Source organism: Winogradskyella sp. PG-2, assembly GCF_000828715.1.
Lineage (GTDB): Bacteria > Bacteroidota > Bacteroidia > Flavobacteriales > Flavobacteriaceae > Winogradskyella.
Window position 1 is genome coordinate 3,038,694 of sequence record NZ_AP014583.1, and the last position, 22,220, is coordinate 3,060,913.

25 protein-coding genes are annotated in these 22,220 nt (G+C 31.7%); 3 read left to right on the forward strand and 22 right to left on the reverse strand.

Annotated elements, in window-relative coordinates:
- Positions 1–142 precede the first annotated feature (142 nt).
- From WPG_RS13660 to WPG_RS13690, 7 genes are read right to left on the reverse strand one after another with little or no spacing between them, the layout of a single operon-like run.
- Complete coding sequence (locus tag WPG_RS13660; RefSeq protein WP_045473696.1) at positions 143–640, reverse strand: hypothetical protein; 498 nt, start codon at positions 638–640, stop codon at positions 143–145.
- Positions 640–1,116 (reverse strand): hypothetical protein, encoded by a 477-nt coding sequence (locus WPG_RS13665; RefSeq protein WP_045473698.1) that lies wholly within the window; start codon positions 1,114–1,116, stop codon positions 640–642. The genes WPG_RS13660 and WPG_RS13665 overlap by 1 nt, the downstream gene beginning before the upstream one ends.
- 58 nt (positions 1,117–1,174) lie before the next feature.
- Entirely contained in the window at positions 1,175–1,543 is a 369-nt protein-coding gene (locus WPG_RS13670; RefSeq protein ID WP_045473700.1) for a MerC domain-containing protein, read from the reverse strand.
- 39 nt (positions 1,544–1,582) lie between these two features.
- Positions 1,583–2,806 carry a GTP-binding protein gene (locus WPG_RS13675; RefSeq protein ID WP_045473702.1) on the reverse strand — a complete coding sequence of 408 codons (1,224 nt, stop codon included), beginning with the start codon at positions 2,804–2,806 and terminating at the stop codon, positions 1,583–1,585.
- Complete coding sequence (locus WPG_RS13680) at positions 2,799–4,118, reverse strand: hypothetical protein (protein ID WP_045473704.1); 1,320 nt, start codon at positions 4,116–4,118, stop codon at positions 2,799–2,801. Before WPG_RS13680 ends, WPG_RS13675 begins: the two co-directional genes overlap by 8 nt.
- The gene (locus tag WPG_RS13685) at positions 4,115–5,524 is read right to left on the reverse strand and encodes a DUF3526 domain-containing protein (protein ID WP_045473706.1); all 1,410 of its coding nucleotides are present in this window, start codon (positions 5,522–5,524) and stop codon (positions 4,115–4,117) included. Before WPG_RS13685 ends, WPG_RS13680 begins: the two co-directional genes overlap by 4 nt.
- A 10-nt stretch (positions 5,525–5,534) precedes the next feature.
- Positions 5,535–6,236, reverse strand: a complete 702-nt coding sequence (locus WPG_RS13690) for an ABC transporter ATP-binding protein (RefSeq protein WP_045473708.1) — start codon at positions 6,234–6,236, stop codon at positions 5,535–5,537.
- Between the two features lie 84 nt (positions 6,237–6,320).
- Here WPG_RS13690 and WPG_RS13695 point away from each other — a divergent pair, with 84 nt between their 5' ends.
- Positions 6,321–6,701 (forward strand): Fur family transcriptional regulator, encoded by a 381-nt coding sequence (locus tag WPG_RS13695; RefSeq protein ID WP_045473710.1) that lies wholly within the window; start codon positions 6,321–6,323, stop codon positions 6,699–6,701.
- 154 nt (positions 6,702–6,855) lie between these two features.
- Complete coding sequence (locus WPG_RS13700; protein WP_045473712.1) at positions 6,856–7,206, forward strand: hypothetical protein; 351 nt, start codon at positions 6,856–6,858, stop codon at positions 7,204–7,206.
- Positions 7,207–7,217: 11 nt separating this feature from the next.
- Here the strand turns inward: WPG_RS13700 and WPG_RS13705 are convergent, their stop codons facing one another.
- From WPG_RS13705 to WPG_RS13715, 3 genes are read right to left on the reverse strand one after another with little or no spacing between them, the layout of a single operon-like run.
- A complete protein-coding gene (locus WPG_RS13705) occupies positions 7,218–7,646 on the reverse strand; it encodes a DUF4268 domain-containing protein (protein WP_045473713.1) in 429 nt (142 codons plus the stop codon).
- 1 nt (position 7,647) lies between these two features.
- On the reverse strand, positions 7,648–8,325 hold the full coding sequence (locus WPG_RS13710; RefSeq protein WP_045473714.1) for a ZIP family metal transporter: 678 nt from the start codon (positions 8,323–8,325) through the stop codon (positions 7,648–7,650).
- Positions 8,326–8,333: 8 nt separating this feature from the next.
- Entirely contained in the window at positions 8,334–9,065 is a 732-nt protein-coding gene (locus WPG_RS13715; protein WP_045473715.1) for a methyltransferase domain-containing protein, read from the reverse strand.
- 55 nt (positions 9,066–9,120) lie between these two features.
- Between WPG_RS13715 and WPG_RS13720 the strand changes: the two genes are divergently transcribed.
- Positions 9,121–10,287 carry a class I SAM-dependent RNA methyltransferase gene (locus WPG_RS13720; protein WP_045473716.1) on the forward strand — a complete coding sequence of 389 codons (1,167 nt, stop codon included), beginning with the start codon at positions 9,121–9,123 and terminating at the stop codon, positions 10,285–10,287.
- Here the strand turns inward: WPG_RS13720 and WPG_RS13725 are convergent.
- The 12 genes from WPG_RS13725 to WPG_RS13780 all read right to left on the reverse strand — a co-directional run bounded on the left by WPG_RS13725 (position 10,284) and on the right by WPG_RS13780 (position 22,141).
- Complete coding sequence (locus tag WPG_RS13725) at positions 10,284–10,760, reverse strand: hypothetical protein (protein WP_045473718.1); 477 nt, start codon at positions 10,758–10,760, stop codon at positions 10,284–10,286. The two genes, WPG_RS13720 and WPG_RS13725, sit on opposite strands and share 4 nt — an antisense overlap.
- A gap of 1 nt (position 10,761) precedes the next feature.
- Complete coding sequence (locus WPG_RS13730; RefSeq protein ID WP_045473720.1) at positions 10,762–11,457, reverse strand: LytR/AlgR family response regulator transcription factor; 696 nt, start codon at positions 11,455–11,457, stop codon at positions 10,762–10,764.
- A complete protein-coding gene (locus WPG_RS13735; RefSeq protein ID WP_045473722.1) occupies positions 11,447–12,508 on the reverse strand; it encodes a sensor histidine kinase in 1,062 nt (353 codons plus the stop codon). The genes WPG_RS13730 and WPG_RS13735 overlap by 11 nt, the downstream gene beginning before the upstream one ends.
- Positions 12,495–13,175 carry a hypothetical protein gene (locus WPG_RS13740; protein ID WP_045473724.1) on the reverse strand — a complete coding sequence of 227 codons (681 nt, stop codon included), beginning with the start codon at positions 13,173–13,175 and terminating at the stop codon, positions 12,495–12,497. The genes WPG_RS13735 and WPG_RS13740 overlap by 14 nt, the downstream gene beginning before the upstream one ends.
- 153 nt (positions 13,176–13,328) lie before the next feature.
- On the reverse strand, positions 13,329–14,072 hold the full coding sequence (locus WPG_RS13745; protein ID WP_144374480.1) for a hypothetical protein: 744 nt from the start codon (positions 14,070–14,072) through the stop codon (positions 13,329–13,331).
- A 120-nt stretch (positions 14,073–14,192) separates the two neighbouring features.
- Positions 14,193–14,762, reverse strand: a complete 570-nt coding sequence (locus tag WPG_RS13750) for a hypothetical protein (RefSeq protein WP_045473728.1) — start codon at positions 14,760–14,762, stop codon at positions 14,193–14,195.
- 67 nt (positions 14,763–14,829) lie between these two features.
- Positions 14,830–16,440 carry a class I SAM-dependent methyltransferase gene (locus WPG_RS13755; protein WP_045475597.1) on the reverse strand — a complete coding sequence of 537 codons (1,611 nt, stop codon included), beginning with the start codon at positions 16,438–16,440 and terminating at the stop codon, positions 14,830–14,832.
- A 76-nt stretch (positions 16,441–16,516) separates the two neighbouring features.
- Positions 16,517–17,416, reverse strand: coding sequence for a GIN domain-containing protein (locus tag WPG_RS13760; protein WP_045473730.1), 900 nt, complete (start codon positions 17,414–17,416; stop codon positions 16,517–16,519).
- Positions 17,417–17,453: 37 nt separating this feature from the next.
- Positions 17,454–17,909, reverse strand: coding sequence for a hypothetical protein (locus tag WPG_RS13765; RefSeq protein WP_045473732.1), 456 nt, complete (start codon positions 17,907–17,909; stop codon positions 17,454–17,456).
- Positions 17,910–17,926: 17 nt separating this feature from the next.
- Positions 17,927–18,424: a DoxX family protein gene (locus WPG_RS13770; RefSeq protein WP_045473734.1), complete on the reverse strand. Its 498-nt coding sequence runs from the start codon at positions 18,422–18,424 to the stop codon at positions 17,927–17,929.
- A 99-nt stretch (positions 18,425–18,523) separates the two neighbouring features.
- Positions 18,524–19,696 carry a helix-turn-helix domain-containing protein gene (locus tag WPG_RS13775; protein ID WP_231850195.1) on the reverse strand — a complete coding sequence of 391 codons (1,173 nt, stop codon included), beginning with the start codon at positions 19,694–19,696 and terminating at the stop codon, positions 18,524–18,526.
- 33 nt (positions 19,697–19,729) lie between these two features.
- A complete protein-coding gene (locus WPG_RS13780) occupies positions 19,730–22,141 on the reverse strand; it encodes a thiamine pyrophosphate-dependent enzyme (protein ID WP_045473736.1) in 2,412 nt (803 codons plus the stop codon).
- Positions 22,142–22,220: the final 79 nt, after the last annotated feature.

A 22,220-nucleotide genomic window follows, 5' to 3' on the forward strand; every position in this document is an offset into this window, starting at 1 on the left:
TTTTTGAAATTATATAGATTTCCCAATGTAATCGGTGTACTATTACTAATGCTGCTTATAATAAAAGTAGAACTATTATGAAAACTATGTTGGTTTTAACTAAAAAGGAAATAATTTTTCTTCTATTATAGTTCATATTGACTTAATTTAGACAATGCATTTCCAAACAAATTAGATTAGAATGAATAGCGTTAAAAGTGTTTTTTTGCCCATCATAAATTTTACCATCAATTTTAATAGGATAATCCGTAAAACGATTTAATTCAAGACCTAATTCTTTTATCTTATAATTTAGGTAGTAAGAAATAATAGCGAACTGAAGATTTTCTTTCTCCCATAATGCCTCTGAGTGTTCTTTTTGCCTTACTAATTCACCATAAAACTTTTTTAGACCTCTTATTTTTGAAAACGATTGCTTTCCCAATGCATCCAATACAATTTTGTTGTCGTTGGAAGTTACAAAAGAAATATCTTTGATATCATGCTTTGTTATTAATTCCTTTATGCCCTCTAAAGTTGTAAAATCTAGGGAAAATGAATTCCCTAGAGATGTATAAAAAAAGTTCTCTTGCCTGAACCTATTGTTAATAATAGGTTCTAAGCAATCCGTAGGACATAAAAGAAAAAGTGTTTTATCCATTAGACCACGTCTTCAGGATTTGGAAACGGAAAAGAAGAATGGTGTACATCAATCTTCAACTCATCATTAATTAATTTGTAACCAAACGTATATTCAACCTTCGCTTCATCACCATTTAAATCGGTAAAAAAGTAATTACCCATCGCTATAGCTCTATGGTCTTCTAAAATAAAGCCTGTATTTTCAAACCGTACTTTGGTCCATGGTTGTATGGCAAACCCTTTGTCTTCATCACATGCACGGTCATCACCAGCAATAAAATAGGATAAAGCTTCTGGCTTAGTGGGTCTAAATTGTTCAAAAGCGCATTTAGTTGGCTTAAATAAAACTGTACCTGCTTCAAATGCATAGCGTATGTCAAGAAATTCACTTGCATATGCTTCACATTCTATTCTAGACTCTTTTAGCGACCCAATTTTTACGACTCCGTTTCCCCATTTATTTTGGGCTTCTAATACTTGTTCTTTTGTAATCATTTTTTATGTTTTTATTGTGAGTATTTGAGATATCATATTTCTATTATATTAAAACCTTTTAATGAAATTGCTTAGTCTCATTTTGGTGATAGCGCATATTATAAAGGTGTCCGATTATAATACTTATCGAAAAAAAATACATGGTGTACTCAAAAATTTCCGCATAGTCTTCGAGTAGAATAGATACTACAAAACCAGTAAAAGCAATCCATAAAAGAATACTTAAACCGATAAATAGTCTTCCTTTTGTTGTTTTATAAATAGAAATGAAAGCTACTAATATAAAAAGGAAAGCAATTACTGGATGATGTAGAAAACTAACTCCCATAGTAAGTAATACTGGTGCTGCTAAGCAATGAACAATACATAGAAAGGCACTAATTGCACCTAATTTATCTGCCCAATATATTTTATTTGTATTCGCCATTTATTTTTTTTTAATGCGTTGTAGTTATAAATAGTTATTTTAAAAAGCATAAGCACGTTCAACTGGCCATTCATCTTCAAAGCGGTCTTCTTCTAAATTGATAGATGCAAGTTCGGATTCGGTTAGTAAACAAGCATTGAGTTGTTTTTTAATCAGAGATTCATCTAAATTTTGACCTATAAAAACAATTTCATTTTTTCGATCTCCAAAAGTTATATCCCAATCACTTTCAATATGTGCTTGGTTATCAACAAAAGCCATTTGTTGTATACGCTTTTCAAAAGGCATACTGCTCCACCAAACACCTGCACTATCTGAGCGAAGCGAACCACCGGCTTGTCCCCAAATTAAAGCTTGGTCTGGTCTTGAGGCTAGCCAAAACAGTCCTTTACTTCTTAAAATGTTTTGAGGGAATTGGTGTTGTGCATAATCCCAAAAACGTTCGGGATGAAAAGGTTTTTTGCTTCTAAAAACAAATGAGCCAATGCCATATTCTTCAGTTTCTGGTGTATGTTCGTCTTTTTTTAATTCTTCAATCCAGCCTGCACTTTCTTCAGCTTCTTCGAAATTAAATAGTTTAGTATTGAGAATCTCCTTTGGGTTTACTTTACTAAAAGAGGATTCAATTATTTTCGCCGCTGGATTAAGTTTATGTATTACTGATTTTAAGATGCCTAAATGTTCTTTAGTAACTAAATCGGTTTTGTTTAAAATAATGACATTACAAAATTCTATTTGATCGATTAATAAATTTACAATCGTTCTAAAATCATTTTCTATATCTGTAAGACTGCGATCTACTAACCGCTCTGGGCTTCCAAAATCTTTAAAAAAATTGAATGCATCCACCACAGTAACCATAGTGTCTACATAGCTAAATCGAGATAAATCTATATTATTCTCCTCGTCTATAAATGAGAAGGTTTGTGCTACTGGTATAGGCTCGCTAATTCCTGTACTTTCAATTAGTAAATAATCAAATCGATTTTCCTTTGCAAGTCTTTCTACCTCAATCATTAGATCTTCTCTTAAAGTACAGCATATGCAACCATTACTCATTTCAACGAGTGTTTCTTCGGTACGAGATAATACATTTTCGCTATTTACCAAATTCGCATCAACGTTTACCTCGCTCATGTCATTTACAATAACGGCTACTTTTAAGCCTTCTTTGTTATGTAAAACATGATTTAATAACGTGGTTTTTCCTGCTCCTAAAAAGCCACTTAATACGGTTACGGGTAATTTTTTAAAGTCATTCATTGTTTGAAAATGTGGTATTATATTCTAAATATTTTGCTTTATCAACTTTGACATCATTCCATATATCTAAAACCATGGTTTCTATGCGTATATCTACTGAATGCTGAATTTTGTCTCTATAATTTTGATAATCATCATAATGAGTTTCAGTTAAATGATTCAGTTTATTTTGAAAATAAGTCAACGGATTAAACCAATAGGTTTTTGAAATCAGTTTATTTTTAGTTAGATTATCTTTTTCTATGGATGTCGTTGCTTCTTTCTTAGCCACATTAATTAAGGCTATGTATGAATCACTTCGTGCTTCTTTTATTTTGACCGTGTCTTTTGCTAGTTTGGTTTCTTTTAAACTTGGATATAACTTGAAAAGTTGTCTATCTGTTAATTCATCACCTTGTGCATATATTTCGCCAGTTTTATCTCTCTCTGTATCAATAAGGTCTATCATTAAATTTGTAGGTTTTTCAATACTAATCCATTGTTGAATGGCTGCAGGAATGATAAAGGCAAATAGTAACCATATGCCTATCATTTGTAAGGTATTTGAAATAGTGCTTTTTCCAAGTTTCAGAATTAAAAAATAAATAGCTGTCCAAAATAAAAGATAGAGTGTCATTAAAAGAAAAATATTCCAAAATGCTGTATACGTTTCAAATGCACTGTTAAGTGATGTACCATAAAGCATTAAAACAAATATTACTAGCAGCAGTAGAATGGCGTAAAATGCTGTTCGAGAAAGAATCCACCAGTTTTTTAAACCTGTTTGTACAACAACGAGTGGTAAAAACCCCTGAACTGCTTCAAATCCTTTTATGTTATATAAAAGAACTAATATTAAAAGCGGTAGTAAGTATAAAATTACAAATGCAAAGTCTAATGTACCAGATTGAATACGCTCAGGATTTGCAATTTCTTTGGCCATATCAGCATCATAAGGGTTCGCATACATATTAATTTTTTTATAAAACCCATAGTGTTCTGTTTGCCCAATATTATAAACTAATGTTGGCGACGGTTTTTTGTAGTAGTAAGTTGGTGTGCACCAAATAGCCCAAAAAGGTTCAGTTACATTTACCCAAGGTCTTGCTTCTGGTCCATTTTCGCCTTTTTTGAAATAAGAGAGTATATCTGCTTTGTCCTCTTTTACTTTTTGATTAAGTCGTTCTATTTCATCGTTTTGTTTTTCATATAGATCAGATCCATTATGCAAACCATATATGCTAGCTAATACAAATAATAAAAGCGCCACAATTTTAAAAGGACTACGTAGAAAATGTTTCCACTCATATAAAAATATGCTTAAAGTTCTCATGCGATTTGTATTTTTTTTGTTCCAAAACGAATAAGTATAATAACGATAACTGACCAAAATGTTAGTAATGCCAAGTCTAAGAGGTAATTTGATAATACAGAAGAAAGTCGAGTTGGTTTGTAATCGAAATCAGGTACAGACTTAAAAAAGGCGTTATCCTCTTTCCAACTCCAATCTCCTGTTTTAGATCCTCCATAAGTTTGCTTATCGTTTAACATTTTAATAAAAACGCGTCTATAGTTTTCTACTTGTAATAAAAATTCTTGATGGTGTAAATTATCACTTGCCATAAAACCCATACTTGTGTTTTGTAGAGAAATAAATGGATTGAAAATGCCACCTAATTGAAAGCTTAGCTTTTGTTTTTTTAATATATTACTGTTATTTCCAAAATTTTTATCCCAAACACTATTACCATATTCTTCATCAGCCTGCATGCGCATACCATCAAAATTTATAGGTAGTTGTGATAAACTATCAACACCATATTCTTTAAGTACTTGTTCTTTTAAAGCTAAACCTCTCTCGTCAGAAGGATTATGACCATCTAAGCCTTTTGAACGGTCTTCTTTCATAGCCGATTGAAATTCATTCCTGCTAGGTAATGGATGCCATTTCTCGGCAGAACTCATTAAAATATTAGGTAAAAACATGGTCCATAAAATCCAAATCCCTAACATAGACGTTAAGGCTAGTGTTGCATTTTGCCATCTAGCTGAAAAGAAAACAGTAAGTCCGCTAATAATAAAATAATAAAGCGAGTAGGATAAAAAGAACAATAGCGCTCTAGTTAAAATTTCTAACGTAATGTTTTGAATATTTAAAATACCATAAACAATTACTACAAAAATCAATAATAGCAAACCATAAAACCAGACAGATAGCGTTTTGGATAAAATAACTTGTATTGGCTTTGCACCTTGTAATACCAATAATTTTAGTCGTCCACTTTGTTTTTCACTACTGACCGAATTAAAAGCTAAAAAAATTAATAATAAAGGAACTATATATTGAAGTAGAAGTGAGGACTTTAATTTTCCAAATCTTGAAATCGCTTGCATTTGTGATGCTTCTGAATGTACAATCTCGTTTTGTACATGCCCTTCAACACGAAGCACATTTCCAGTCACGCTGTTAACACCTTCATCAAGACTACTCAATAAGTTAGAAGGTTTAAAGATATAAGTACCATAGTGTGCTGCGCTGTGAGGATTCATTTCGTCAATACTTACCCATTGCTGACGTACATGGTCTTTGGCATTTTTATGCGTTTGTTCTTGCTTTTTAGTTTGATTAAACCCTAGAAAAACCGATACTATTAAAATAGAGACAAACGCAAAAGAAATGCCGAAAAATATTTGACTTCGAACTAAAAACCGCCATTCATTTTTGATGATTTGTAACATAACAGTTGAACTAGTTTTGCATAAATTTTAGATATAAATTTTCTAGCTCATTAGCACTTACGTCTTTGCTATTGAGCTCTTTTACTAAAATTCCATTTTTAAGAATACCAATGCGATTACAAACTTCTCGTACTCTAAAAATATCGTGAGAAGCCATTAGAATAGTAGCACCTTCTTTGGCTAACTTTTTAAGAAGAAGTGAAAGCTCATTACTTGCTAATGGATCTAAACCACTTGCAGGCTCATCTAGGAGATAAACTTTTGCTTTTTTTGCATACGCAATTGCGATACCCACTTTTTGCCGCATGCCTTTAGAATAACCACTTACTCTTTTTGAGTGCGCTTTACTTTCTAAACCACAAGTTGTGAGATAATCTTCTAATTCTGTTTTAGAATATACTAAACCTGCTAGTTTGCAGAAATAATTTAAATTCTCTAAACCAGATAGGTAAGGGTAGAGGTTTACATTTTCAGGAATATAACCAATGAGTTTTCTAGTCTCTTCAGCATTTTTAATAGTATCTAGATCATTGATTTGTACTTTACCGGAATCTGGATTAAGAAACCCTAACAACATATTTATAGTTGTAGATTTACCTGCACCATTTGCACCCAATAATCCTAAAATTTCTCCTTGTTTAACGTTTAAATTTAAGTTTTGTATTGCTATATTACCCTTAAATGATTTGCTAACGTCTTGTATTTGGATCATAAATAGATTCTATTAATGCAACTGAGTCGCAAAATTATAAAATAAAATTTGTTATTGCAACATAGTTGCACTAAATTTGTCTCCGTGGGAATTATTAGAAAGACAAAAGCTGTAACTTCAATATTGAATATTTTTGAAACAGAAAATGATGCTAAATCAGTAGTGCGCCTTATTGAACAAGTAAAAGGGGAGATGAATAAGACTACAGTTTACCGCGTGCTAGATAGACTTGAGCAAGAAGGGGTTATTCACTCTTTTAATGGAAAAGATGGTTTAAAATGGTATGCTAAATGCAGTGGATGTACAACTCACAGTCATTCTGATTCTCATCCCCATTTTCAGTGTACAGAATGTGATAAGGTGGAATGTCTATCTTTAGAAGTTACAATACCAACTTTAAAAAATCATAAAGTACATTCTACAGATATTCTCTTAATGGGGCAATGTGAGGCTTGTAGCGCTTAAATTAATACTTTTTAAAATTAAAGCTGACTAATATTATTCATAGATTATTAAACTTCAAATCAATTATTTCTAAAAATAGAAATGCAGTTAGTATACTTTCATTTTTAATACCAATCTTTTTACTGAACTGCAGTAGTGAAAATGGATGTGATGAGTGCTTAGAGATTACTTCAAAGAGTTTAGATATATAGATTCTAACGGGAATAATGTTTTATTTGGTAGTGAGGCGATTTACAATCCAGATTCTATAATAATTACATCTGGAAGTAATGAAATTATAGATTACGATAAGCAAGAAGATACAGGTGTTATTGTTTTTGATCTCGAAAACGGAGGTACATCTTACCAAATAACTTTATCTAATGTATTAATAGATGCTTTAGAGTTTGAACTGGCCGAACGAAAAAGTGAATTATGCTGTGGAAACGTAACATTCTCTAACAAAACAATTTTGAACGGGCAAGAAATAGAAAACTCAGATCTAATTGTGATTACGATTAATTGAAAACTTTTAAACTAATTTCTTATAAGTTCCTTATATTCTTCAAAGAAAGTTTCAAATAAACTCATATTAATATTAAAGAATTCCATAACAGCTTGCCAAGTATTTTTGTTATGGATAGAGACTTTTTGTTCTAGTGGTAAAAAAATACGAGAAATCTCTTTACCGTTTTTTAAATAGTATTCTTCTTCAAAAATTGCTTTTGGTATATAGTCATTTAAAAAAATGTTTTTTAGCGCTACTAGTTTTTCCCAGCAGTTAATACGATTGTCTAAATCGTCTTCTAAGTCTAGAGCGATTAAAGCCGATTTGGTGTCGAAATGAAATTTAAAAGCCACTCCTTTAATTTTTGTATCGTACAGAATCCATTTCCTTGGGAAGGATTTACCAAAACTAGTCCAGAATTCTTGTCGTAGCGCACGACCTTCCTCTTTAGAGAACATTTTAGATGAAATATGCAATTAGAATACCCAAGCATATTGCAAGGAGCTTCGATAAGTTAAATTTATGACCTTCTCCAGTTTCAAAAAGAATCGTTGTTGAGATATGTAAAAAGATACCTATCACAACTGCATTTATAGCATCTACATATTCTGCAACAAAAGGCATTGTGTTAGAAATAAATGTGCCTAATGGTGTCATTGCACCAAATATGATTAAGAAACCTACAATTTGTAGTCTCGTGTAACTAGACTCTAATAAAAATGCACCTATCAAAGCTGCAATTGGTATTTTATGAATCAATACACCATAGACCATATCGTTATGCTCGTGAATTGGAAAGCCTTCTAAGAAACTATGAATACATAAACTTATAAATAGTAACCACGGAAATGCTGTGTCTTCTTTATGAATATGTACGTGACCATGTTCTGCACCTTTAGATAAAAACTCCAAAATAACTTGCAATAATATACCACACATTATAAAAAGCCCGGTCTGTTTGGCATCATCGATATGGTGATAAACTTCTGGCAACAAATCGAACAGTGTTAGTGCTAATAAAAATGCACCACTAAAAGACAATAATAATTTAGTACTAATAGATTTATCTTTTTTAGTAAAAAAAGCTATGCCAACGCCAATGATTATGGCTATAATAGGAAGTAGGTATTTATTCATGCCACAATTTACTTAAAAATCATAATTAAGCGTTCGGATGTTTTAGAGTGATATGGATGTAGTTTATAATCTCCAAAAACATCTAACAAATAGACTCCTGCTTTTTCAAAAAGGACTTTAAAATCCTCTAAAGTAAAAGCCTTAACGCGTTCTTGAAACTCGTAGGGCTCACCATCAGCTTTAAAACTAATGTCTTTAATTATATAACCATCATTTACACTTCGTTTTAGATAAAAATCAATACCTTCTACTGTTTTTACGTTTTCTTCAACTAGATTTTCAATGATGTAATTCACATTCATAAAGTCAATAACACCAAAACCAAATTCGTTTAGCTCTGCTTTAATAGATGCTATGGTTTTAAGGTTACAGTTTTCATCTTCAAAATATCCAAAACTTGTAAAGAGATTAAAAACAGCGTCAAATGTATCAGGATAGGTTTTACTCATATCATGTACATCGAACTTTAGTGTTTCGTTTTCAAATTGTTTTGCATATGCAATACTTTGTTCTGATAAGTCTACTCCAGTAAGATTGTATCCAAGTTTGTTTAAATACACGGAGTGCCTTCCTTTACCACAAGCTAAATCTAAGATCTTACCACCTTCTGGAATGTTAAGGTAATTTGTGAGATTATCCATAAAGCCTTGGGCTTCTGAGTAGTCTCTATCTTTATATAAAATATGGTAGTAAGGTGTGTCAAACCAAGATGCGTACCATTGTTTTGTTGATTTAGTCATAATGTTAAATGTCCTGCAAAAATAGTGTAAATTTGCATTCTCTCAGACGTAATGTATGGACAATAATTTCAAAATGGTAGCCAAAACTTTATTTGGCTTCGAAGATATTTTAGCAAAAGAACTTACACAGCTTGGTGCCATGGAGGTCACAAAAGGGGTGCGTAACGTAAGTTTTGTGGGTGATAAAGGTTTTATGTACAAGGCTAATATGGGAATTAGAACTGCCATAAAAATCTTAAAACCCATAAAATCATTTAGAGTAGTTAGGGAAGAAGATCTATACAAGAATGTAAAGTATATGAAGTGGGAAAATTATCTAAAACCCACTGGTTCATTAGCTGTTGATGCTACAGTGCATAACAGCGTGTTTACACATTCACAGTACACGGCTTTAAAGACTAAGGATGCCATAGTGGATCGTTTTAGAGAAAATGGTGGTACGCGACCAGATGTTGATTTGCGTTTTCCGGATTTGAAAATCAATGTGCATATTGATAGACAACGTTGCACTATCTCTATAGATACTTCTGGTGAGTCCTTGCATAGACGTGGTTATAAAACGGCTACGAATATTGCACCAATTAATGAAGTGCTTGCGGCTGGATTAATTATGATGAGTGGTTGGGATGGACAAATGGATTTTATGGACCCAATGTGTGGTAGTGGAACAATGCTAGCAGAAGCTGCTATGATTGCATGTAATATTCCACCAAACTTAATGCGAAAAGAATTTGCTTTTGAACGCTGGAATGATTGGGATGTGGATTTGTTTGAAAAAATTGAAGAATCTTTATTAAAGAAAACACGAGATTTTCATCATAAAATATTAGGCTATGATAAGTCGCCTTCTGCAGTTAAAAAGGCTAAGGAGAATATTAAGAATGCGCATTTAGATGAGTTTATTCATATTCAGCATGAAGACTTTTTTAAGACTCAAAAAGCTGGAACTGATAAACTGCATATGGTCTTTAATCCACCTTATGGTGAGCGTTTAGAAAATTTAAATGTTGAAGAATTCTACGGAAATATAGGAACAACTTTGAAGCATGGTTATCCTGGTACTAATGCTTGGTTAATAACCTCTAATCTAGAAGCTTTAAAATTTGTTGGCTTACGACCTTCTCGAAAAATAAAAGTATTTAATGCAAAGCTTGAAGCACGTTTAGTAAAATACGAAATGTATGAAGGGAGTAAGAAGACTAAGAAGCAGAATAAAGACTAGCGTTCTAATTCCTCTAACAGCATTGAGTAATCGTATTGTAAATCTTCGTGCAATACACTAATTTTTTTCTTTATAGATAGGATTTGCCTTTCGTAAAGGTTACTCAACGTTGTATTTCTATGAATAGATGGTTTGACCTCATTTAAACGTTCACAAAAATAGAGTAGGAGTTCAACCTCTGTTGTTTTCTTAAGTGAGTAACGACTATAAATTCTAATTTGTCTTAGAATCTTTCTAATGGTTTTTTTCATGTAGAAGTAACTATCAGGATTAATAACTTCAAATAGTTCATCTAATGTAGACTTAACACTTACGATATAACCATCTTCATCATGAGCTTCAAATAATAAATAAGTGAGTAGTGCTTTATTTTCTTTTTTAAACTTGCCTAAACGTAAGCACAATTCTAGCAAATCTTCTTTTGGTAAGTGCTTTAGCTCTTTTTTTATGGTAACAATAGATTCAATCTTCATTTTACAAATTTAAGGCTTTTAGAACTGTTTTTTTATAGGTTTTACCAATAGGAATTGTATGAGAATCGATTGTGATTTGATTGCCAGAAAGGTGATTCATTTTGTTAAGATTAATACTAAAAGATTTATGAGTTCTAAGAAAGTTACTAGGTAGGCTTTCTATGAATTTAGAAAATGTACTATGAGTTGTAATTGTTTTAATTTCGGTATGTACTTTTACATAATCTCCATAGGCTTCGACATATTGAATATCCTTAAAAACTATTCTGTGTAAAGCCTTGTTTTCTTTTATAATAATAAAATCATCTTCGCTACCAGATTGGTTACTATTAGTATTTAAAACCTTCTTTATAGCCGCTAAAAAGCGTTCATATGAAATAGGTTTTAGTAAATAATCTGTAGCGTTAACCTCGAATCCATCAACCGCATATTGCGGATAAGCTGTAGTAAAAATAACTTTTGGCGGTTTCTGAAGTCCTTTATAAAAGTCTAAACCAGATTGTTGAGGCATATTTATATCTAAAAACAGCAAATTTATATCACCATTGAGTTGTAAATATTTAAAGGCTTCTGCTGTATTGTTGCAAGTTGCTTTTAAATCTAAGACATCCGTTTCTGCTATAAAATGTTGAAGCACACGTTGCGAAGAAAGTTCATCGTCAATTATTAAACATGTTATTAAATTATTAGGCTTCATTGATTATTAGTGTTACTTCAAAAGTATCTTTTGTTTCATTAACTTCAAACTGATGTTGATTTGGATATACTAAGTTCAGATTGTTTTTGAGATTTTCTATACCAACACCAGAATATTTTTCTTCAAGTTGATTTTTAGTATTTAAATTAGCATTGCTTATATTAAACTTAAACTGATTACCATTTTGATAGAGCATTATTTTAATAGGTGTTTTAGTTTGGCCAGCAACGACTCCATGTTTGTAACTATTTTCTAACAGTGGTAATAATAACATAGGATATATCTTAAAGTGCTCTTCTACTATGTTAATTTCAAAATGGGTTGTGTTTGGTATTTCTACCCGATGATTATGGAATGCAATATAATTTTTAAGTAAACTAATTTCATCTTTTATAGAAACACGTTCTGTATCCGAATCGTAAATGACATACCTCAAAATATCAGAAAGTTGTACAATGGCGTTTGTTACACCTTCTTTCTTCTCTAGTGCTAAAGCATAAATAACGTTTAATGAATTAAATAAAAAATGTGGATTTATTTGCGCTCTCAATGTGGATAATTGTGTTTCTATTTGCTGATTTTTGAGACGTAATATTTTGTTCTCATTAGTGTTAAAGTAAAACCAATCTTCTGCTAATTTTAATAAAGTCGTCGCAATTAAAAAAATAATAAAAACTAATATAATATTTGGTTTTGAGAGATAGGAAATAAAAAAGTAACTAGGGAATAGCGTGTCTAATATATGGTTTAAAAACATTGCACCTAACAAGGCAAAAATCAATAGGTTGATAACAAAACTAACAATGTATAAACCGTATTTCTCTTGTTTTAATAATTTGGGAATATAGATATAGAAATTAATACTAACAGGAATAGCCAACAGTATGATAAATACGGAAGTATAAATATAGTCTACTTTAATTGGTGCTTTTCCTTTTGAGAAAACAAAGAGTAAAATTGTAAATGCCAAAACCCACAGAACACCATTAAAAATAAGTGGTCTGTGGTAATTTGTTTTTTTTATAAGTGAATTTAAATTAAGGCTTTGCATTAGCTTTTATTAAATTTAATTTATCTGATGATTTCCATTTTTTATCTTTTTTGTCATATTTATTAAATAACTCTGCTTCGACACATTTTTTTAAAAACGCCTGTAATTCCTCAGAAGATGCTGTTATTAATAAATCTTGTTGAAACCCAACATTCTCATGTTTTAGACGTATTTTTTGATCTTCAAAAAGATCTTTAATGTGCTCTTCACTCAACCATGATAATGAAATTCCTACTTCGGAGTTAGTATCTAATTTTGCAACCGAATGTGTTTTAAGAAGGTGTTCTGCCGCTAAGCTATTAATCTCATCATCTTCAATCTCAATAGGAATAAAGTCCAAAAAATATTGCTCTTTAATTTTGAATGGCATAGCTATAAAACCAGCTTCTTTTTCTTTTTTTGAGTAAGTGATGTGGTAACCTTCTTTGTAGATTTCAAATACTTTTAATTCTTCTTTTGATAATTTGATACCGTTCTCTTCATCTTCTTCCATTTTAGATTTAATGGATTCTACATTCCATTCTCCTTTTTTGTTATCTACCCAATTTCCTAAAAGCTTTTCATTAAAACTTAAACTGCCTTTTGTATAGAACGGTTGAAGCGATTTTACAATACAAGAGCTAAATAATAATGCAACTAATAATAAAATAATTCCTTTGGTTTTCATAATATATCGTTTTTAAAAGTTTTAGCTAAACTCTTAATATTAAATTTTTGCCACAACAAATTTCGATAAACAAGATGCAACTAATGTCAAACAATTTATAACAAAAAAAAGAGAGGGCTTTTACCTTCTCTAATTAATTTTTTTAAGTACTCCTTACAAGTTTTTACAATACTCGTCAACAATTTGTTTTAAGTTACCTAGATTACTTAAATCAAACTCACCTTTACCAATATCTTCAGCTAAACTCTTACAGTTTGAAATATACTTAGATAACTTTGCAGAAACTTTATCATTTTTTCTACTATCTATTATAAATCCTTCTTTTTTATCAGAGAATTTTAAAACATAAGAGCCTTCTTCACCTGGTTTAGATAATACCATTTGGCCATTATTTTCATAAATAATTTCATAGAAGTAAGAATTGTCGAATCCAAAATTTGAAGCGTTCGATAATTTTTTAAGTGCATTCCCTTTTGTTTTCATTCCCATAAAACATTTCTCAGTACCATCATCATCTGCGCAAAATTTTGTATTACTTTTTGCAGTGAACTTTTTGGTACGTTCTCTCTTCTTTTCATTCTTATATTTTACACTTACAAATTTTCCAAACTTATCAATAGAATTCATTTCTGCATAGTCACTTTGCTGTTGTGCAGGATTAAGTTCTAATTTTTCAAAAATGGCATAAACTGTTCCTTTGTATGTCTTACCTTCTTGGTCTGTAACTGTGTCATCAACTCCATAAAGATTAATGCTATTTTCTCTAGCTTCTTTAACTCGTTCTTTGTGCAATTTAGCTTTGTAAGCCTTAGCTTCATACTGTAATTGGTAACCCCTACCTAATAATTCTTCTACAAATATTTGAGCAAAAGATCTCGAAAATCGACCAGTCATCATAGTACGAGAACCATAATCGAATTTAAATTCTTCATCAGTATAAGTTGTTGCGTCTACATCTGTACATATGGAGCATCCTTTAGCGGTACTAACTGTGATACCATCTAAATCAATAACATTTTAGGTGTTTTGCCCATAAGTAACACGACCTGCAATTTTAGTACCTCTAGAACCACCGAATAGAATCGTACCATCGTCTTTTACAAATGGATTATAACGACCAACAGTCTTTTGACGCTCTGCTTCATCTGCCTTAGCAGATACTACAGCTTTGACGTACTTATCACTTAAAATTTCACGCTCTACTGCAAAGAACTCATCCACTTTAGCCATATCTATGCCATCAGTAGTGATTAATTCATACTTAGAGCTTAATAGCTTTATAACAAGTTTAGTAACACTAAATGATGTCATTAAAACTTCATAAGGTATTTCAGTTTTTTTACCACCTGCAGATGTCATTTCTAACCACTGAAAGCCTTCAAGGTTAGAGGTAGACATGCCTTTAAAAGAGACATCGAAAGATTTTTCGCCTTTTAATGTAGAGAATTTCCAAAAATCTCTTGTATCATCATTGACTTTAGCGACTTCTTTTTTATCGAAAGTAATAACCCCTTTTTTTACTTTAATTTTCTGAGCGAAACTAAATAATTGTAATGTAACTAATAGAATAAGAATAGTTTTTTTCATAGTAATTGATTACGTTTAATCTGTTTTAAAAAATACAATAATTGAGCCATTATTAAATATTAAGAAATTATATAAGACCCTTTAAAAGATTAATGCTTACTGTTGCTAATTCGCTGTTAGGGAATTTGGCAAAATGGTTTTCATCTGGTCTTAATCCAACTTTTTCAGCCATAGTTTTAAAAACATCAACTTCGATAATATATTGATCACTATAACCATGTGTAGCATCATAAGCTGTTGCTGCGGTTTTACCAATATTTCTGGACGTTAATTTTGGACTTATAGTATGTAACTCTATAATGAGCAACCCAAATTTTTCAACAAAAGGTTTCCATTTTTGTAAGTGTTCTAGTAATGAAGCTTCAACATTATTGTTAGATAAACGTTTTCCTTCTGAAGCATAAGCACCTGAAGATTGACTTATAAAATCATAACTCATTTTTGGTGCTTCCCAAATGCGATTATGGTCTAAGAAAGTCCTAACGTTTAGAAGGTCGAGTAATTCGATGTTGTAATCCTCTTTTAAATCTGAAGCTAATATATCTGGACGTCCAATATCTCCCCAAATAACTTTAGCCCAAATATCCGCTTTTATAAGATTGGCTCTAGTTACTTTTAATGCGGCTTTATTAAAGTCTGCACCTACTAAGAATAAAGGATATTCGTCTAATAATTTACCACGTAAGGTTTGTTGCTCTATAACATTAAAAATATGTTCTATAAAAGCACCATTACCACAACCCATATCTAAAATACCTTTAGGTTGCTCGTCAATGGGTCTATTAAATAAGTCGATAATAACTTTATCAATGACTTTAAAATAAGTAGTATGTGCACCACCACTTCCCCAAACATTCATTTCTCGATGTACGTGTTTTTCTGTATCACTTGAGGATTCCGTTTTTAATATCAATGGGTTTCCAAAAATAAGCTCATCTAGTTGTAAAAATGTAGGTATGTAAGAGACAGTAACTCCATAAGCGCTTGCGCGTTTGGCAAAGAATAACCCTTTATCTGTAAATTGATAGGTATTCTTCTTTTTTTTAAACCAATCTAAATGAGTAAAAAAATCTAGAATTTTTTTAAAACTCTCAGGGTTTTTATGATACTCTTCAGCCGTAAATGAGGCTTCCATAAAATATTTATGAAATAATCCGTTGACTCCTAATAGTACAATAATTGGACCTGCAATGACTCCTTCAATGTGTTTTAAAATTTGAAATTCAATTGAGTTTTCATCTGAGGCATCTATACCAAAGTTGGTTTCAAATTTTTTAAATATTCTTTCTAAAGCAATAAACGCATCTGTACTAATTGTTTTTTCTTCAGCGAATTTATCCGAGTATTTTAAGAGGTTAACAGCATCTTCATAAAGGTGAGCTAACTCAAACGCTTTAGTACTATTTTTATTTATTTTAAAATATAATGTGTTTGATTTATTGTCTATATGTTGTTCTAACCAACCTTGGGAGCAAAGTACGCGTAGTGCAACATTTAAATAACCTTCGTTTGCGTTAAACTTAGTCGTCAGATCTTCTAACCCAATTTTGCTATTCTCTAAAATAAAGTTTAGAACATTACTTTTATGAAGTGTGTAAGCTGAAGTTGATACAGCAATACCATCTAAATGTCTAAAAATGGTACTTCTTAATTTAGATTTATCGGATTTAGTTAGCATAAAAGGTTTGTTTAGACTTAAAGATAAAAAAACCATCACATGGATGATGGTTTTATAACAAAAATTAACTTTAGAATCAATTGAAAAGTTTTACCGTTCTATCCTTATCTTCTTTCTTAATAGTGATTAGTAATTTTCTGAACCCTAATCTATTTATTTTGTAAACCTTAGTGCCAACTGTCCAGTTCTCTTTTCGAGTTGTAAATGGCATCATAGGAAACCCATATCCAAATTTTGTTCCATCTTGTTTTGGTCCAACAACTTCGAAATGATTGCGGTTACTCGAATTATTCTTAATCTTAAAATTGATATAAACAGCTTCTGGGTTTTTAACTTTTTTCGCATCATTTATACCATAAATACACCCACCTTTTTTTGTTTTTGTCTTTAAGGTTTTCGGTTTTTCTAAATATATGAGTTTACCGTCATTAGCTACATCAGCCCAAAGTAAATTGGTTACATTTACAGTAACTTTTCCCCAGCTCCATAGATTTATATAAGCGTTGTCTGCTATGATTTTTGAAGCATCAATTGTTGCTAATTCTGACCCTATTCTTAATTCTTTGGTTTTTCCTTCAATAATAATATGTCCTAAAGGTGCATTAACCCTAAGTTCGTCGTTATCTACGTTGATGATTTTTGTTGTGTCATGCGTTCCTGACTCTAGACGTTTTAAATTGGGTGCTCCTATTGTGATTATTGCATGCTGTGATGGTGATATCCATTCTTTTTGGTTGAGGTGTAATACTCCATCTACTACTTCCGTATCTATTAAGTCAAATAGGTTAGTATCTGTGGTAATACTCATGTTTTCCTCAGCAGATTGATCGATTGTAACTTTTGCATAAAAATTGATTTTTATGTGCTCTAAACCATCAACATTAAAGTTTCGGGTTTCAATTACTTTATTTCCTTTTGTTTGTGCTATTGCTGTTATCCCAGCAAGAAATAGCACTAGTACTAAATATTTCTTCATGATATTAATTAAGCTTTTGTGAATGTATAGGTGTTTCTTACAAAGCGTTCATTTGAGTTTTTAAACTGTACTTCTTTAGTAACCTTATAATTAGTTTTACTGAACTGACGTGTAATATAAATAGTTGCTTTTTCCCATCATCTCTTCCTTCGTATGTAGTTACAAAAGTTCTTATTCCATTTTCTAAGGTATTGTTAACAATTTTTTCATTACCAAAATAAGTGCCTTCTTTTTTAATTTTTACTGATGATTTATTGTTTTTATTTGGTTCATAAGTGTATTGAATATTAAAAACTATTTTCTCATCTTCAATTTTAATTTGAGTTGTTGCATCAATACTTGTAGGCTTTCCAGATTGATAATCTTTGTATGTTAATTGTCCTACCCAACTCGTGTTATTTAAGATTTCAAAGTCAGCTAATTTTAATGGGTCTTGTGCATTACAGTTAAAAGCGATAACGTAAAGACAAAATGTTGTAAATAGATTTTTCATGATATTTGATTTTAATATTATTTATTTAATTTTTTACTGATGAGATAATCGATTCCGAATCTGCCAGAACCTAATAAAAGATTGTAGATAGCTACCCAAAGAAATCCTAATGCTGGTAACATTGACCATAATCCTTGATTCCATTTTTGCATAAAAATGGCCACTAACATGGTACACATAATTAAGAATGAAGCGATTCGAGTCTTTAGACCGAGTAATAGAAATAAACCTCCAACGGCTTCGCTAAATGCTCCCATCCATGCGAAGAATATTGGTGCTAATGCAAAAACACCACCATAAGTGGCCACATCTTCAGGAAACCAAGCTGCTACTTCTAATAGATTCAAGTTTTGGCTATCGGCTGTCCATGGCATTCCAAACTTGTCTGCTCCAAACATTGCAGTTAACCAAAGACCACATAAAAATCTTGGAATAGCAAACGCTAAATCTATAGACCAATGTTTTTGAGTAATCGGAGCAATTAAAAATTTTAGTATTCTTTTTAAATGTATCATAACAAATAGTTTAAATGTTGTTGATACAAATTTCGAATATAAGTCTTCGACGCACGACTTATTGCGTACTAGAGCGACCCAAATACGATTTGAGACGTCTTAATTTAATTGAGATTTTAAATATTCGGTAGGTGAGTAGTTTGTTAGCTTTTTAAACACACGATTAAATGTTGCTTTACTATTAAAGCCACATTCTTGTGCGATACCAAGTAGAGATAATTGTTTGTGCTTATCTTCTTTTAGCATACTCTTAAAAGCATTCACACGGTATTCATTAACAAAGTCATTAAAGTTTTTATTAAAACCAGAATTAATTGTTTCTGAGAGTTGCCCTCTAGTCATTTTGGCAAGCTGAGCTAAATCAGATAGATTGAGTTCTGGGTTTAAATAGGCTTTATCAGTTTCCATAAGATATTTAACTGTATCAATATCGTTATTAGAAATAGATTTTTCTTCAAAATCATTTGTGTCTTCTGGTATGCCTATAGTTTTAGGCGTAAATGTAAAGTCTAACTTATTAAGCTTAGTGGTATCCGTAAAATAGCCTTTAATACCTACATAGAGCGTAATTATGGCCATAAATAAATTTAACCACCAACGTTGCTGGTACCCAAGATCCATAAAACGAGATCCTATAATATCTTGTATGGTACCATATAAAAATGAAAGACTAAACAATATTAGAAAGCTTAAAATCCAGTTAAGCTCTAGCTTATATGTATTAGAAAAATATTGAATGATCTTCTTTCTATAACTATAGAATAATTGAAATGTAAATGCGAGATATAGAAGCATAAATGGTGTTTCTATATAGCTTAGTATAGATTGGATATAAGCTTCATCTAATTCAATCTTTAAAATACCATTTTGAGTGTCATTAAAACCTGGTTGCAAAGCATCATAAGTGTATATACTAAAACGATACATTATAATTACAAATGCCAATGCAAAGTGCCACCAATATGAGGTTTTAAATCTAAAATTTGAGGTGGTTATAGATTTAATGTAAAGAAAAATCAATGGAGCCAATGCGACTCCAATATTTATGAGAAAGTAATTGATTTTAGTAGTTCTAAACTCATTATACCAGCCCAAAAAACCTAAAGTATAGCATATTTGTGCATAACAAGTAAGGAGTAGAATAAGGCCTAGAAATAAGTCAGAAAGATGCTTTTTTTTGAAGTATCGTGAAAATAATAGAACAACAAAAACTAATCCTTGTATAACAAGAATAAGTAAAGGTAAACTCCAACGATTAAAATCTGGAAACAAAACAGTTAGATTTAGAATCTAAATGTAAAAGAATTATCGCAATTTCGGAAAATCAATAGGGCTCAATTCGTGCATAACTTCATAAATAGCCTCAAAAATATCCTCAGTCGAAGGTTTTGAGAAATAATCACCGTCAGTACCATAAGCTGGTCTATGTGGTTTAGCCGCTAAGGTTTTTGGCTGACTGTCTAAATACTGAAACCCATTCTGTTTGTTAATGATTTCATTGAGTATATAGGCTGAAGCTCCTCCTTCAATATCTTCATCAATAACCATAACGCGGTTGGTTTTAGAGATGCTTTTTACGATGTCGTGATTTAAATCAAAAGGCAGTAAGGACTGTACATCAATAATTTCTGCATCAATACCAACAGTCTGCAATTCTTTGGCAGCTTGTTCTACTAATCGTAAGGTAGATCCATAAGACACTAAGGTAATGTCATCTCCTTCTCTTACTGTTTCAACGACTCCAATAGGTGTTCTAAATTCACCAATATTATTAGGTAATTTTTCTTTTAATCTATAGCCATTCAAGCATTCTACAACTAATGCAGGTTCGTCACTTTCTAATAACGTATTATAGAATCCGGCAGCTTTAGTCATATTTCTTGGAACTAATACATGGATACCTCGTATAAGATTTAAAATACCTCCCATTTGCGATCCAGAATGCCAAATCCCTTCTAAACGATGACCACGTGTTCTTACAATTAAAGGGGCTTTCTGCCTCCCTTTAGTTCTGTAATGAACTGTTGCTAAATCATCGCTCATTATTTGAAGCGCATACATCACATAATCTAAATACTGAATTTCTGCAATAGGGCGTAAGCCTCGCATTGCCATACCTATACCTTGACCAATTATAGTAGCTTCTCTAATGCCTGTATCAGAAACTCTGAGTTCTCCATATTTTTCTTGAAGCCCTTCTAACCCTTGATTAACGTCTCCAATGTAACCAGCATCTTCACCAAAAATTAAAGCTTCAGGATAGTTTTTGAATATAGCATCAAAATTTTCTCTTAAAACAACACGTCCATCGACCTCCTTTACATCTTCATCATATGTTGGTATAACTTCAGATTGATTCAAAACACTTAAACTCGATTCACTATGTAAGTGAGAACTATATTTTGGTTGAATGGTTTCTAAATAGGAGTTAATCCAATTTTGAAGCGTTATTTTAATCGTTGATTCTTCTGATACTACATAGCGGAGTGCTTTTCTAGTTGCAGATAATATATCTCTACGCAGTGGCTCGTCTATGTCTGTTAAATCATTTCTTAGTTTGGTTATAAAAACACCATTAGGACTGCTAGAAGCTAATTGATCTAGAAGGCTTATTGCCTCATTACGTTCAGATATAATTGGTTCTATAAATGAATTCCATGCTGCTTTTTTACCATCTCTTACGGCTTTCTTTATACCTCTATCTATTTCAGTAAGTTCGTCATCAGTAGCAATATTATTGCTAATCATCCAATTACGCATTTGTAAATTACAATCGTATTCCGCTTCCCAAGCCAATCGCTCACTATCTTTATAACGCTCATGAGACCCTGAAGTAGAGTGACCTTGAGGTTGAGTTAACTCTTGCACATGTATCATTACAGGAATATGTTCCTTTCTAGAAACTTGAGCAGCGCGTTGATACGTATCAATTAATTCTGGATAATTCCAGCCGTTAACTCTAAATATTTCGTAACCTTTTTCGTCTTTATTACGTTGAAACCCTTTTAAAATTTCAGATATATTTTCCTTTGTGGTTTGATGTTTGGCGTGTACTGAAATCCCATATTCATCATCCCAAATACTTATAACCATTGGGACTTGTAAAACACCAGCGGCATTAATTGTTTCAAAAAACAAGCCTTCACTTGTACTAGCGTTACCTATTGTTCCCCAAGCTATTTCATTTCCTTTTACAGAAAAATTAGAAGTGTCAATTCCATCAACATGTCTATAAACTTTAGAGGCTTGAGCTAAACCTAATAATCTTGGCATTTGTGCAGCAGTAGGAGAAATGTCAGAACTAGAGTTTTTTTGCTGTGTTAAGTTTTTCCAATGCCCATTCTCATCTAGGCTATGCGTTGTAAAATGACCTCCCATTTGGCGGCCAGCAGACATGGGCTCTTCTTTTAAATCCGTATTAGCATATAAACCAGCAAAGAATTGCTCAATAGTTAATTCGCCAATAGCCATCATAAATGTCTGGTCTCTGTAATAACCAGATCTAAAGTCACCATTTTCAAAAGCTTTTGCCCAAGCGATCTGTGGAATTTCTTTCCCATCTCCAAAAATGCCAAACTTAGCTTTTCCTGTTAAAACTTCCCTGCGACCTAATAAACTACATTCGCGACTTGTAACTGCAAGTTTATAGTCGTTTAAAACTTCAGCTTTAAAATCTTCAAATGTAATTTCAGTTTTGGTGTTAGGGTTGGACTTCATACGTTTATCTGTATTGTTTTTTTATGGACACATGCTGTTCGCTATCAATCTCTATTCTTAATGGATTAAATTCTGAACA

What these genes read in the sequence shown, in the direction of transcription:
- WPG_RS13725 (WP_045473718.1), bottom strand. Translation starts at nt 10,760, where the DNA reads ATGAAGATTGAATCTATTGTTACCATAAAAAAAGAGCTAAAGCACTTA.
- WPG_RS13690 (WP_045473708.1), bottom strand. Translation starts at nt 6,236, where the DNA reads ATGATCCAAATACAAGACGTTAGCAAATCATTTAAGGGTAATATAGCA.
- WPG_RS13760 (WP_045473730.1), bottom strand. Translation starts at nt 17,416, where the DNA reads ATGAAGAAATATTTAGTACTAGTGCTATTTCTTGCTGGGATAACAGCA.
- WPG_RS13770 (WP_045473734.1), bottom strand. Translation starts at nt 18,424, where the DNA reads ATGATACATTTAAAAAGAATACTAAAATTTTTAATTGCTCCGATTACT.
- WPG_RS13660 (WP_045473696.1), bottom strand. Translation starts at nt 640, where the DNA reads ATGGATAAAACACTTTTTCTTTTATGTCCTACGGATTGCTTAGAACCT.
- WPG_RS13735 (WP_045473722.1), bottom strand. Translation starts at nt 12,508, where the DNA reads ATGCAAAGCCTTAATTTAAATTCACTTATAAAAAAAACAAATTACCAC.
- WPG_RS13750 (WP_045473728.1), bottom strand. Translation starts at nt 14,762, where the DNA reads ATGAAAAAAACTATTCTTATTCTATTAGTTACATTACAATTATTTAGT.
- WPG_RS13780 (WP_045473736.1), bottom strand. Translation starts at nt 22,141, where the DNA reads ATGAAGTCCAACCCTAACACCAAAACTGAAATTACATTTGAAGATTTT.
- WPG_RS13685 (WP_045473706.1), bottom strand. Translation starts at nt 5,524, where the DNA reads ATGTTACAAATCATCAAAAATGAATGGCGGTTTTTAGTTCGAAGTCAA.
- WPG_RS13745 (WP_144374480.1), bottom strand. Translation starts at nt 14,072, where the DNA reads ATGATGACTGGTCGATTTTCGAGATCTTTTGCTCAAATATTTGTAGAA.
- WPG_RS13740 (WP_045473724.1), bottom strand. Translation starts at nt 13,175, where the DNA reads ATGAAAACCAAAGGAATTATTTTATTATTAGTTGCATTATTATTTAGC.
- WPG_RS13665 (WP_045473698.1), bottom strand. Translation starts at nt 1,116, where the DNA reads ATGATTACAAAAGAACAAGTATTAGAAGCCCAAAATAAATGGGGAAAC.
- WPG_RS13715 (WP_045473715.1), bottom strand. Translation starts at nt 9,065, where the DNA reads ATGACTAAATCAACAAAACAATGGTACGCATCTTGGTTTGACACACCT.
- WPG_RS13675 (WP_045473702.1), bottom strand. Translation starts at nt 2,806, where the DNA reads ATGAATGACTTTAAAAAATTACCCGTAACCGTATTAAGTGGCTTTTTA.
- WPG_RS13765 (WP_045473732.1), bottom strand. Translation starts at nt 17,909, where the DNA reads ATGAAAAATCTATTTACAACATTTTGTCTTTACGTTATCGCTTTTAAC.
- WPG_RS13710 (WP_045473714.1), bottom strand. Translation starts at nt 8,325, where the DNA reads ATGAATAAATACCTACTTCCTATTATAGCCATAATCATTGGCGTTGGC.
- WPG_RS13670 (WP_045473700.1), bottom strand. Translation starts at nt 1,543, where the DNA reads ATGGCGAATACAAATAAAATATATTGGGCAGATAAATTAGGTGCAATT.
- WPG_RS13730 (WP_045473720.1), bottom strand. Translation starts at nt 11,457, where the DNA reads ATGAAGCCTAATAATTTAATAACATGTTTAATAATTGACGATGAACTT.
- WPG_RS13680 (WP_045473704.1), bottom strand. Translation starts at nt 4,118, where the DNA reads ATGAGAACTTTAAGCATATTTTTATATGAGTGGAAACATTTTCTACGT.
- WPG_RS13720 (WP_045473716.1), top strand. Translation starts at nt 9,121, where the DNA reads ATGGACAATAATTTCAAAATGGTAGCCAAAACTTTATTTGGCTTCGAA.
- WPG_RS13755 (WP_045475597.1), bottom strand. Translation starts at nt 16,440, where the DNA reads ATGCTAACTAAATCCGATAAATCTAAATTAAGAAGTACCATTTTTAGA.
- WPG_RS13705 (WP_045473713.1), bottom strand. Translation starts at nt 7,646, where the DNA reads ATGTTCTCTAAAGAGGAAGGTCGTGCGCTACGACAAGAATTCTGGACT.